Source organism: Brevibacillus sp. IT-7CA2, assembly GCF_949767855.1.
GTDB lineage: Bacteria > Bacillota > Bacilli > Brevibacillales > Brevibacillaceae > Brevibacillus.
In genome coordinates, this window is the sequence record NZ_CATKQT010000053.1 from 248,132 (window position 1) to 260,483 (window position 12,352).

General features: G+C 45.6%; 12 protein-coding genes. 3 read left to right on the top strand and 9 right to left on the bottom strand.

Annotation, left to right across the window (positions count from 1 at the left end; all coding sequences use genetic code 11):
• Positions 1–23 precede the first annotated feature (23 nt).
• The 3 genes from ACM6JA_RS28695 to ACM6JA_RS28705 all read left to right on the top strand — a co-directional run bounded on the left by ACM6JA_RS28695 (position 24) and on the right by ACM6JA_RS28705 (position 4,396).
• Positions 24–1,805, top strand: a complete 1,782-nt coding sequence (locus ACM6JA_RS28695) for an ABC transporter ATP-binding protein (RefSeq protein WP_414855140.1) — start codon at positions 24–26, stop codon at positions 1,803–1,805.
• Between the two features lie 24 nt (positions 1,806–1,829).
• Positions 1,830–3,050 carry an MFS transporter gene (locus ACM6JA_RS28700; RefSeq protein ID WP_007729807.1) on the top strand — a complete coding sequence of 407 codons (1,221 nt, stop codon included), beginning with the start codon at positions 1,830–1,832 and terminating at the stop codon, positions 3,048–3,050.
• Between the two features lie 116 nt (positions 3,051–3,166).
• Positions 3,167–4,396 carry an MFS transporter gene (locus ACM6JA_RS28705; RefSeq protein ID WP_414855141.1) on the top strand — a complete coding sequence of 410 codons (1,230 nt, stop codon included), beginning with the start codon at positions 3,167–3,169 and terminating at the stop codon, positions 4,394–4,396.
• A 368-nt stretch (positions 4,397–4,764) separates the two neighbouring features.
• Here the strand turns inward: ACM6JA_RS28705 and ACM6JA_RS28710 are convergent, their stop codons facing one another.
• The 9 genes from ACM6JA_RS28710 to ACM6JA_RS28750 form a co-directional block, all read right to left on the bottom strand.
• Positions 4,765–5,388 (bottom strand): TlpA family protein disulfide reductase, encoded by a 624-nt coding sequence (locus ACM6JA_RS28710; RefSeq protein WP_414855142.1) that lies wholly within the window; start codon positions 5,386–5,388, stop codon positions 4,765–4,767.
• Positions 5,389–5,422: 34 nt separating this feature from the next.
• On the bottom strand, positions 5,423–6,025 hold the full coding sequence (locus ACM6JA_RS28715; RefSeq protein ID WP_414855143.1) for a MauE/DoxX family redox-associated membrane protein: 603 nt from the start codon (positions 6,023–6,025) through the stop codon (positions 5,423–5,425).
• Positions 6,000–7,802 (bottom strand): ABC transporter ATP-binding protein, encoded by a 1,803-nt coding sequence (locus tag ACM6JA_RS28720; RefSeq protein WP_414855144.1) that lies wholly within the window; start codon positions 7,800–7,802, stop codon positions 6,000–6,002. The genes ACM6JA_RS28715 and ACM6JA_RS28720 overlap by 26 nt, the downstream gene beginning before the upstream one ends.
• A gap of 20 nt (positions 7,803–7,822) precedes the next feature.
• Entirely contained in the window at positions 7,823–8,350 is a 528-nt protein-coding gene (locus ACM6JA_RS28725) for a TlpA family protein disulfide reductase (RefSeq protein ID WP_414855145.1), read from the bottom strand.
• A 596-nt stretch (positions 8,351–8,946) separates the two neighbouring features.
• On the bottom strand, positions 8,947–9,315 hold the full coding sequence (locus tag ACM6JA_RS28730; protein ID WP_414855146.1) for a MoaF-related domain-containing protein: 369 nt from the start codon (positions 9,313–9,315) through the stop codon (positions 8,947–8,949).
• Between the two features lie 150 nt (positions 9,316–9,465).
• On the bottom strand, positions 9,466–10,317 hold the full coding sequence (locus ACM6JA_RS28735; RefSeq protein ID WP_414855147.1) for an NAD(P)-dependent oxidoreductase: 852 nt from the start codon (positions 10,315–10,317) through the stop codon (positions 9,466–9,468).
• A gap of 23 nt (positions 10,318–10,340) precedes the next feature.
• Positions 10,341–11,156: a pyrroline-5-carboxylate reductase family protein gene (locus ACM6JA_RS28740; RefSeq protein ID WP_414855148.1), complete on the bottom strand. Its 816-nt coding sequence runs from the start codon at positions 11,154–11,156 to the stop codon at positions 10,341–10,343.
• Between the two features lie 95 nt (positions 11,157–11,251).
• Positions 11,252–11,932, bottom strand: coding sequence for a zinc metallopeptidase (locus tag ACM6JA_RS28745; RefSeq protein ID WP_173618019.1), 681 nt, complete (start codon positions 11,930–11,932; stop codon positions 11,252–11,254).
• A 224-nt stretch (positions 11,933–12,156) separates the two neighbouring features.
• On the bottom strand, positions 12,157–12,297 hold the full coding sequence (locus ACM6JA_RS28750) for a hypothetical protein (RefSeq protein ID WP_007729817.1): 141 nt from the start codon (positions 12,295–12,297) through the stop codon (positions 12,157–12,159).
• Positions 12,298–12,352 lie beyond the last annotated feature (55 nt).

Sequence of the window (12,352 nt, forward strand, 5' to 3'; positions counted from 1 at the left end):
TGTTTGCAAAGGAGGTATGATGCTTGAGCATACGCCGTTATTTGGCATATGTATGGCCCTATTGGAAACAAATCCTGGGCACCATATTCATTGGTATTATAAAATTTGCGATTCCACTCGCTCTGCCGCTACTCATCAAATACGTCATTGATGACCTGCTGCCGAGTCCGATTCCTCGCGAAGAAAAGCTAACAGAACTATTTTGGCTGATGCTAGGAGCCTTTTTGTTATTTACAGTCGTTCGCGCTCCTGTAGAATACATTCGGCAATACTATGCACAGTGGGTATCCAGCCGCATCCTGTTTGACATCCGCAATCAATTATTTTCTCATTTGCAGCGACTGTCGATGCGCTACTACAACAATACCAAGACGGGTGAGGTCATCTCCCGCGTCATTAACGATGTGGAATCAACTAAAAGCTTCGTGGAAACGGGACTGATGAATCTCTGGCTGGACCTGATTACGATCATCCTGACACTGGCGATCATGCTCTACATGGATGTGGAACTGACGCTTGTGGCGATTGTCGTTTTCCCTTTGTACAGTATTTCCGTCAAATTTTTCTACAAGCGCTTGCGTCAATTAACCAAGGATCGTTCTGCGGCACTGGCGCGTTTGCAAGGATATTTGTACGAACGCGTCAATGGGATGGCGCTCATCCGCAGCTTTGCCTTGGAGAAGCAGGAAAGCAAGGAATTCGCAAAGGAAAACAATCAGTTTTTGGATAAGGCACTGGCGCAAACACGCTGGAATGCGCGAACTTTTGCTGTAATCAATACGGTGACGGATATCGCACCGCTCCTGGTCATTGCTTATGCTGGCTATCAAGTTATAGGCGGAAGTATGAGCGTAGGAACGTTGGTTGCGTTTTATGTTTATTTGGATCGCTTATACACGCCGCTGCGACGCTTGGTCAATTCCAGTACGGTACTGACACAGGCAATTGCCTCGATGGATCGGATGTTCGAGTTTATCGATGAATCGTACGATATCGTCGACAAGCCAAACGCAGGGGAGCTACCTGTCGACCCTGCAACCAAACGCATTCGCGGGGAAATTCGCTTTGAGAACGTGTCCTTCCGCTATCGGGAGGAAGGTCCTCTCGTCTTGAACAATGTGAATCTGAGCATCTCTTCTGGGGAAACGGTTGCGATTGTCGGGATGTCAGGCGGCGGAAAATCTTCGCTGATTAGCTTGCTGCCGCGTTTTTGGGACGTGACAGAAGGGAAAATTACGATTGATGGCATCGATATCCGTGATGTGAAGCAGCAAAATTTGCGTCACCACATCGGGATGGTGCAGCAAGATAATATTTTGTTTAGTGAATCAGCAAAAGTAAATATTTTAATGGGCAATCCTGATGCAGATGACAGTGCTGTGCAAGAAGCTGCGAAGGCGGCAAATGCCCATGACTTTATTAGCGAATTACCGAATGGCTACCATACGGAGCTGGGAGAGCGCGGCGTAAAGCTCTCTGGCGGGCAAAAGCAGCGAATCGCGATTGCACGTGTTTTCCTGCGTGACCCGGGTATTCTGATTCTGGATGAGGCGACTTCTGCACTCGACTTGGAATCAGAGCACACGATTCAGGAGTCTTTGTCCAGATTGGCAAAAGGAAGAACCACGCTCATCGTGGCCCATCGACTTTCGACGATTACTCATGCGGACAAAATCATTGTCATGAAAGAGGGACAAATCGTTGAGGAAGGCACGCATGAGCAATTGCTGGAGAGAAAGGGCGTATACTATGGCCTGTGGAGTGTGCAAGATTTAGGAAGTACATCCGACCCGCAACTGGGATAAGCAGATGGGATTGGAGGAAATCCGATGGAGATATGGCGCCGTAATTTATATGTGCTTTGCGGATCGTTGTTTTTCGTCATGGTGGCGATGAGCATGATCATGCCTTTTTTACCGCTTTTCATTCAGCAGGATTTCGGAATTGAAGACCCTCATCAAGTCACGGCTTGGGCGGGGATTATTTTTGGAGCTAACTTTTTAACGGCGGGCCTCGTCTCGCCTATTTGGGGAAATTTGGCCGATAAGCACGGGCGCAAGATCATGATTTTGCGCTCGGGATTTTTCATGTCCATTACCATGGCACTGACCGGTTTTGCGGGAAGTCTGTGGCAGCTTTTGGCCCTTCGTCTGCTCAATGGACTCGTAGGGGGAATCATCCCTGCAAGTACCGCACTAGTAGCATCCTCTGTACCAAAAGAACGAATTGGCTGGGCAACGGGGTTGCTTCAGTCTTTTATTACGGCGGGAACCATTATGGGACCGCTATTTGGCGGCGTTCTCGCGGAAAAGATCGGCTTTCGGATGATTTTTGTGATTACCGGTTGCGTATTATTACTGGCGACCTTGGTCATTACGTTTATGGTGAAAGAGAATTTTGTTCCACCTGAAAAAAAGGAACGGTCGAGTCTACGGGAAGATTTTCAGATGATCTTCTCGTCCAAAGAACTCCCGGCGCTCTTTTTTGTAACCGTAATGATCCAGTTTGCGCTGTTTAGCATTATCCCTGTGTTGCCGATCTACATTTCGCAATTGGTTGGATCAGAAGGGGCAAAGGTAGCGCTGTGGGCCGGTATTGTCCAAGCATGCATGGGGGTAGCGAATGTCTTTGCCTCCCCACAGCTGGGGCGTTTAGGAGATCGGTTCGGTTCGCAAAAGGTGCTCTTGTTTTCGCTTTTGGCTGCCGCAATCATCTTTATTCCACAAGGTCTCGTACATACGGTTTGGCAATTGGTCGCGCTCCGATTTTTGTTAGGCTTGTCACTGGGAGGATTGCTTCCATCCGTCAATGCTTTGCTGCGACGAGCAACACCTGTACATATGGTCAGTCGCGTTTACGGCTATAACAACAGCTTCGTCAGTATCGGCAGCATGCTTGGACCGATGATTGGCGGTTTTTTGGCAGGCTATGTGAGTATTAGCGGAGTCTTTTACATGACGAGTGCGTTCTTGTTTATTAACGCAGGCTGGGTGTACTACAGCTTTTTCCGAAACAAATCTGTACAGCATTCTGATTCTGGAATAGAATAAAAGGTAATTTTCGCGAAAAGAGGTGCACCTCCATTGTGATGGCGAGTCGGTGTGAATAACTTCATATTCCATCAGGACGTATAGGCTGGTCCTGAACCGACAGGAGGGTGTGCTTCATGTGGCATCGACGCTTTATTTGCCTCTGGGCGGGTCAGACATTGGCCAACCTTGGGGATGTATTTTATATTGTCGCGTTTATTTCGATTATCTACGCTGCAACTGGCTCTGTCATGTACACGGCGTTTATACCGGTTGTCATTGTATCTTCGCAGTCTGTGAGCAGCTTGTTGGCTCCGTTAGTGTTTCAGCGATTGTCGTTGACGGGTATGCTCGTGCTGTCGCAAGGCTTGAAGACGATACTTTTGGCTGCAGCCTCATTAGCCGTAAGCAGCGGTGTAGGAGAGCAGGGAGAGTGGATCTGGCTGTTGTTCGGATTGGGGGCAGCCATTGCCTTTATGGATGGTTGGGCCAACCCTGCGCGCAATGCCATGGTACCGCAGTTGGTCGGACGAGAAGACCTCATGCGAGCAAATGGGTTGCTTGCCACTTCGGATCAAACCGTTCATTTTGCTGGCTGGGCTGCAGGGGGATTACTCGTTTCTTGGTTGGGAGCGGGTATTGTTTTGTGGGGAACGGTTGGTGCCTATGTTGTGGCAACGATCGCGATGACAGGCATTGCACCGGCAAGCGAAAAGCTGCGTGAAGGTCAGGCAGCTAGGGCGACAACAAACTGGCTCACTGGATGGAAAACAATTCGCGATGTACCTGTACTCCGACTGCTGGTTGCGATGGATGTCGTGATCGGCTTGTCCGGGGGTGTGTGGATCGCTGCGATTATGCTGCCATTTGTCCTTGATGTGCTTGGACAAGGAGAAGAATGGTGGGGCTACATCAATGCCGGTTACATGCTTGGAGCCATTGCAGGTGGGACGTTGCTATTGATGTATGCGGAGCGGATGCGTCGCCATTTATTTCGCTGGATCATTTGCGGTACGATTGGCGTCGGATTCTTTACCTTTTGTTTTGGCAGCAGTACAAACGCGCTGGTGGCACTGTTGTTTTCCTTTGCGCTGGGCCCGTTTTTGGAGATGGTGCATGTAAGCAAGCAGACACTATTGCAGCAAGAGACGGAAGAATCTGCACTGCCCTATGTCCTGTCAGCGAAGGGGACGATTGATTTACTGGTCTTTGGCGCTTCTGCCTTGGTGATGGGAGCTATCGCTGAATGGCAGGGAGCCCGAGCTGTTTATTATGTATCTGCTGGATTGTTACTCATCGCTTTCTTTTTTGCGCTGCGCTTGCAAAAAAAGCAGACGGAGCATTCTAGTGGGGTTTCCGTAAATTAAAACACGAACAGGCTGTCTTATCCGTAGACTTTTCTACTGGTAAGGCAGTATTCTTTTGGTGATATGTTTCTTGATCATATTCAGTATGTGTTTTCTTTTGTAGGCATACCATTTGCGGGCTATATCATCGGGGAAGGCAACAAACCCGGTGATGTATTGTCAGATCAACGGGCAGTATGAGGAAGCGAAGGTTTTTAATGAGTGGCTGAAGGCAAAACAATAGCGTATTGGACGAAAAAAGACCGGAAGCAATTCCGGTCTCAGACTGTCGAAAAAGTCGGCAGTCTTTTTTATTTGTCATAATTACACACGACACCGCGTTAATTTACTGTAATATTCTTAAAATATGAATGGTAGGTTTTCTACAGTTATGAATATGGTTGAGGGGCAATGTTATTTGCTTTATTTTCTCCTAGATTTGTTGAGAGCGACGCAGGAATGAACTCCGAGGTGTCCGCTTCGATATGCACATGTTTTTCAAGCAATGCCAGTAGATGATGAAAGGTAGGAACCGATTCTTTGGCAAGGATAATTCCTTTTTTGTCGATCAGGACAGCAGATGGGATGGCATCGATTTGGTACATTGAAAACGAAATGGTAGAGTCGATATACTGAATATCGTCCTGGTTTTGGGTCTCGTGAATGAGCTTTCCTGAATAAACAACTAGTAATTTAAGCTGAGGAAATCGTAGTTTTACCTTCTCTAAATGTGGAATGATTTGCTGGCATATGGGACAACCTTCTGCCGTGAAAAGTACAAGTGTAGAGTGGCTTTTCATCTCTGTAAAATCAATGCTTGTTCCAGATGGACTGTTATCGATCAGAACCGGGGCTCTGGGGCCTATCCAGTTGTCTACACTCGGTTCTTTTTCTTTTGCTTGTAATTTATTGATAAAATCTGCTACTAGTTTTGTTAGCAGGTAGATAACGACGAATTGCACAATGACAAATACCCATAACGCAATCACAGACCATTGTATAAACGTTTCCACAGAGGACCTCTCCTTTTTCGTGAGGAAATGATATTTATTTTTGTGCGACTAGCTCTTGTACTTTCTTCCGAATGCTCCCTAGATGTTGACCAATCAGAATCACAAGTGTGGACAACAATGCGATGATCATTAACGTCCAGTACTCTTCTCCATATACGGACCTGAAATTTCCTGTTTCTAATGCCCATGAGAGATTCCCATAGGTGGTCGGTATTTGATAGACCCAGAGACACATCGCAATGAGCAAGACGTTTCGGCTGACCAGTACCCATGATAGATTGTGATTGCCGACGATGCCACCGCAACCACATGATATTTCTCGTCTTCCGCGCAATAAATTGACCACAATAGCCACGCTATACAGGAGTAGTAAACCACTACCAGCCAGAGCTGCCCAGGAATAGTACAACCCGAAAATGAGTAGCAATCCAATCAGCAATTCAGAATGAGTGTCGAGGACAGCAAAAAATCTAATAGATCGTTCAGGCAGTATTTTGTAGTCTTTTACAATTGAAGCATGAGTCGTGCTGTTTTTGATTTTTGATACAGACGAGCTTATAAACAACAGTGCTAGAATCATGCGAAAGATAAAGGATGCGATTTCCAATTTTTCACCTGCTTTCCACTGGTGTTGCATACCATTGTGCTTGAGCATGATACATCTGCGCATATTCTTTATTACGTGAAATCAGTTCATCATGCGTTCCAGACTCGACTAACTGACCATCCTTCATCACGATAATCCGATCTGCCATTTTAGCGGCAGCCATACGGTGTGAGACAAATAGGGTTGTTTTATTTTCGGTCAGATTTCGTACGAGTTGGTATACAGAAAGCTCAGTCATGGGATCAAGAGCTGCTGTTGGCTCATCTAAAATCACAATATCACTATTTCGAAAAAGAGCACGAGCCAAGGCAATTTTTTGCCATTGTCCTCCAGAAAGATCGGCTCCCTTTTGCAAATAGCGACTTAAATAGGTTTGGTAGCCATCTGGAAGTTTGGAAACGATTTGATCTACGCCAGCTGTAGCGGCAATTTCTTGCATCCATTTTAGATCGTTTATTCGTTCGGTATCACCAAAACCAATATTATCTTGTAACGTATAGGCATATTTGATGAAATCCTGGAAGATCACGGTCATATTTTTGCGTAAATCATCAGGTTTGATCTGGTTAATACTGAGGCCATCGAAGGAAATGTCACCTTGTGATATGGGATACAACCCCATCACACATTTGACTAAGGTTGATTTACCCGAGCCATTTTCACCGACGATTGCGATTTTTTCACCAGGCCGTATGTGCAAGTGAATATCCCTTAGAACAGGATTTGTCGTATTCACGTAGGTAAATGACAATCCTTTTATAAAAATGCCCTGTTGTAGCGGGGCAGGAAAGAGAGCCGAGCCTTCGTCGCTTGCATCCTTTTCAGGGTGTTCATATTCGATGAACTGAAAAAAATCGTTTATATAGAGAATCTCTCCAAATATTTTGGCTAACTGGTTAGATAGCTGATTGGTCAATCCTTGTGTTGCCTGCACAGCTTGTCCGATTGCTACAAACTCACCGATTTGCATAGAGGTGGTACGGATTAACCAGATGATAATTCCAGCTGTCCCAAAGTACAAAAGTGCGGTAAACCCATCTAGGCCGACCTCAGTTGCTTGTTGCTTTCGTAGCACCTTTAATGTTTCAGTGAACTGGTGGGTAATGGAGGTTGACCATCTTTTCAGTAGCATTTGACCTAAGCCAAATAGTCGAATTTCCTTGGCTGACTGCCGATCTTTCAATAAATAACTGGTATAATGTATGTCGCGAATTAAGGGGGTTAAGCCGTATTTGAGCCAATAATTGATACTGCCAAACCGAATTTGAACAAAGAAGACGGGAATTGCCGCGATCAGACTTAAAATGACGAGGCTCCAGTGAACGGTAAGCAAAAAGAGCAAGAAACTGAAAATAGTAATGCTGGCTCTAACGATCTCTAGTAGGATCGTGAGTGGTGATAAAAAGCGTGAGCCCACATTCAAGTGAACTCTCTCTAAATGATTGTAAAAATCGGGAATATCAAAATAGAAAAGTGGTACCGCTTCTACCTTTTGAAGTACAAGTGATTGCGCCGCGAGTTCCAAAACATTTTCAAGCTTTCCATTCAGGTATTGTTGGATATTGAGAAGCACAGATGTAGCCATCGCTATTAAAAATTGAAGTGAGAGTAAGAAAAAAGCATAACGATAATCACCCACTTGGAGTTGAATGATTTTCGCGACCTCATTGATCATTTCTTTGGATAGCCAAAGGCTGGCTACTGGTAGTAAACCAGTCATGATTGTTAAGCAAACTAAAAGCGTGAGAAGTAGCCGGGCATGTGCCCATAAGAAAACGAACAGCTTGATAAATGATTGAACAATCATGAGGAACACCTTTTCTAGTTTTATTGGATGTTGTGAAGCTCTTGCTTCTCCTTGTGCTTCAAGATGTCTACTAGCTCACCAATTGAGCGTCCTACATATCGAATGATCCCCTGTGAGTCAACAATAAACAGGCTTGGGAAGTTGATGATTTGTAATTCGCTCATGGTTTTTTTGTCGACGGGAACCATCGTAATTTTTCCGCTAAATGTGTCGATAAAGTGCTGATAGTCAGAATCATCCTGCTTAACCGCACATAAGAAAGGAAGGTTGGTTGTTTTTTTCTTGATATGGGTTAAGTATCTTTCTACTTCATGATGGCATGTATCACATGAGGGGGCAGCGAACATGACAATGGTTGGTGTTTGTGAAAAATGCGTGGGGAATATAAGTGACTTTTTGAGATTTACACCGATAAAATACTGGTTTAGAAGTGAAAAAAAAGAATCTTCTACAGAAAAGAGAGTAACGATATTCCTGAACTTTCGGTATGAATAGAGTTGCATGCCGAATAAAGCAACTGCTACCGTTAGTGGAATGAGAACGTACACAGAAACCTCCCTCAAACTTTGAATTTGGTAACTTTTTGTAAATAATGTATCATTTGACAGTTTGTGTTGCAATTCTTATAATTGAATTGAAAGTAAAAAATGTAAAAATTTGGAGGTTATGATTATGTTAGATCAATTTTCAAAGTTAATTGGTATCAAGAATGAATCTACAAACCGTATCGATCCTCCCTGCACCATTAATGTGTTTTGTATTTTAGAAAAGGGGACAGCAAAACATAACTTGCAGAACCCTCTCAAGTTTACCTGCTGCTAGGGAAAAGAATAATTTAGGGGATGAGGGTACCAGCATTACACGAAAAATTTGCTAGGATACTAAATCATCCTCTACAAACAAACCTTCAAAACCACTAGAAATGTGGAGCTGGAGGTTTGTTTTGCATTCACAAATATTCTTCCTATCCGTACACCTCATAACGCCGTCGCCATTTCACTATAGATGTTTTGCCAGCTCTTTTCGTTAATCGTTATTATTCCCACGGATAATCATAATGAAAGAAACCCCGAAAAAAACGGAGTTTCTCTACAGTCTTAGACCGGAAGCAATTCCGGTCTTTCGCTTTGTCATCTTTCACCGATTATGAGGTGAAGCTGTCTAGTTCGGTTATGGTACCGGAATGGAACAGACTTTTTCGAACACCCTGTGCATCGTAGGTATAATGGGTATAAACCAGCATTCTATTAAAATCAGCAACTTGGCTGACCGTGTAGACTTCTTCCAACCAGTACATAAAATATACGCAAGGAGCTATCTCCACGTAGTTGAATGTATAGTAACCATTGAATCCTCTATGCGGTCCAGCAATCCCTTGATCATGCCGATGAGTAGCGTCAAAGAAATGAATGATAAATACATTGCCATCATCATAGTCATAGCGAAAGGTCTTACCAGCATATACAGGGGGTAGATGACTGTATTGTACATGCTGAAAATTTGGATGACGCATATCATACTCCTCCTTTTGTATGCAATATATGTAAAACATAGGTGTATGCTCTGCGTGGAATGCAAAAAAACAGCGGCCAGACTAAGACGTTATTTTCAGGTCTTAGGTAGCCGCTGTTTCATTTATGTAGGGTCAGTCTAAACACGAAACCTATTTTTCACCGAGGTGACGCAGGATCGCCATCAAATCGAGCTCTCCCAGTCCTGATTCCAGTGCATGACGATAGGTGGCATTGACGGATTCCGCCAAAGGTGTAGAAACGCCTGCTTCATGCGCTAGTCGAAGGTCCTTGGCCATATGTTTCAGGGCAAAGGCTGCCGGATAGTCGTCAGCGAGGATCGAGGCTGCTTTTCCGCGGATTAACGGGGTTCCCACGGCGCTCTCGGAAATGATGTCCAGCATCTGTTCTGTGCCAACGCCGAGAGAGCGAGCGAACAGCAGTGTCTCAGAGACACCTTGTACCGTAATGCCAAGCAACAGATTGATCGCCAGCTTGGCAGACGTGCCAGCACCGTTTGGTCCCAAATAAAAGGCTGCTTTGCCTAGCTTGTCCAGCATCGGCTTGGCTACCTCATAATCCGCTTGCTCGCCGCCTACCATGATGACGAGCTTCCCTTCTTTTGCAGGTCCTACACTGCCTGAGACAGGTGCATCGAGAAAGCGCAGCCCAGCTTGTTTGGCCTGCTCGGCAAGAAAACGGGAAGTATCCGGTGAAATGGTGCTCATGTCCACTGCCAGCTTTCCTTGCACAGGAAGGCTTAAGAGACCATCTGAGCCTGTATAGATTGCTTTTACGGCATCATCGTTACTTACCATGGTAAACAGTACATCGCTTTGTGCTGCCACCTCGGACAAAGTCGCAGTCTCTTTCGCACCCAATGCTACCAATGTTGCAGCTTTTCCCGGTGTACGATTCCAGACACGTACGTCGTAGCCAGCAGCCAGTAGATTGCTAGCCATTGGAATGCCCATGTTTCCCAAACCAATCCAACCGATGATCATCGTCTTGTTCTCCTATCCGCGATTTATGCTTTTATTTGTTGTTGGACAAGTATCTTCAAAGCAGCGTGCTTGGATTCTGTCATTGCAAACAACTCGTCAAATCCAGAAGGGAGTGTCTTGTCAAGAACACGCAAGCCTTCCTCGGTAATGCCACCTTTGGTAGCAACACGCTCGATGAGCTGATCGAAGCTAAGCTGTTCGTTTTTGAGCAAAAGAGCGGTTCCCAGCATCGTTTCCACCAGCATGCTTCTCGCAGTATCGAGGTCAAGATCTGGTGTTTTGCGAACGGCTGCCTGCGCGAACGAGTCAAGAATTCCTGCGATCAGTCCTGGTGCGCTGCTGGTGAGGATCGTCGCTGTTTCGATCTCGACCTCGGACACTTCCTGTGATTGACTAATGGAAGACAGGAGAGTGAGTAGCTCATTGCGATCCTCTGCGCTTGTTCGACTGCTGCATGTAAACAACGATACACCATGCAGCTCTTGCGAAGTGACTGTAGGAATTACCTTGCTTACGGCACCAGCATGGACGGTTTCCAAATCATCGATGCTAACACCAGCTGCTACAGAAACGATATGTACACTTTCAGGGATAGATAACGCACGCAGTACAGGCAGGATATCCAGTGGCTTTGTGCAGAGAAAGACCAGATTTGCCTGGTCGCACACCTCTTGCGCACTTTCAGCTATGAGAATGCCATGCGATGCTTGCAGAATTTCAGCCTTTTCTCTTGTTCGATTGAAGACAGTGATATGCTCGGGCTGGATCACACCGCTTTTACAGAGTGATTTCACCAGCATTTGACCCATACTGCCTAGTCCAATGATTCCAATTCGCATGTGCAAAACCCCCCGTCTTATTGTAACGTAGCCTCATGAAAAAGGTACAGCCTCCCATGTGAGAGAGCTGTACCTTTGCAGTTTCGTTTAAAGGATTAGTCGTCAGAGCTACGGAAAATCATGATGTATTTCGCCAACTCCAGAACGGAGATCAGAGCGGCAGCTACGTACGTCAGAGCGGCTGCGCCCAGCACTTTGCTTGCGCCACGCTCTTCTTCATTGCGGATGAAGCCCATTTTAAGCATCAGTTCTTTCGCACGGCTACTTGCGTTAAACTCGACAGGCAGTGTGACGAGCTGGAAGGCAACTGCTCCGGAGAAGAAGATAATCCCGATGAGCAAGAGTCCAGCCATTTTAAAGAAGAAGCCAGCCAACAGCAGCAACGGCGCCACACCGGACACCAGGTTGACTACTGGGAAAATGCGATGGCGTGCTACCAGCATCGGGTAAGAGACCTTGTGCTGAATCGCATGACCAACCTCGTGACAAGCAACGGACAGAGAGGCAATCGAGTTGCCGAAGTATACAGGATCAGACAGGCGTACGACACGGTCAGTCGGGTCGTAGTGGTCAGTCAATGTCCCTGGGATATGTTGAACAGGAACGTTCGTCAAGCCGTTCGCATCGAGCATGCGGCGGGCTGCCTCAGCACCGGTAATACCGGAGGAGGTAGGAACTTCAGCGAATTTGTTAAAAGTTCCTTTCACACGAAACTGTGCCCAGAGCGACAGTCCGAATGCAATTAGAATCAGGAAATCCATAGGATGGAAAAACATTCCACACTCACTCCTCGTTGTAATCTATGAAAACGAAATGTTGCTAAGCCATACATGTAACCTTACTACTTCATTCTGTCCCATATTCATGTATACGAATAAGTCCTATGACAGTTTCACTATTTTATTGTACAATCTCTGACCATTATTGACAATATTGCTGCATACGAAAAAAACAGACACATTCCTCGTCAGCATGATTGGGAATGTGTCTGTTTTGATGTTCATCTGTCGTGATTTTGGGTTTTGTGATGCTCGGTTTTTCGTGGGTTTTGAAAGCCGGTCACTTCGAGCATTTTACTGCTCATTTTGGAATCCAACGTCTTTTCAGGAGCCTGCGGATATGATTTTTCACCTTTGGACACCGAAATATCCTCCTCGAAAACATAATCGCGAACAGGCTTATTATTTCCTTGGACG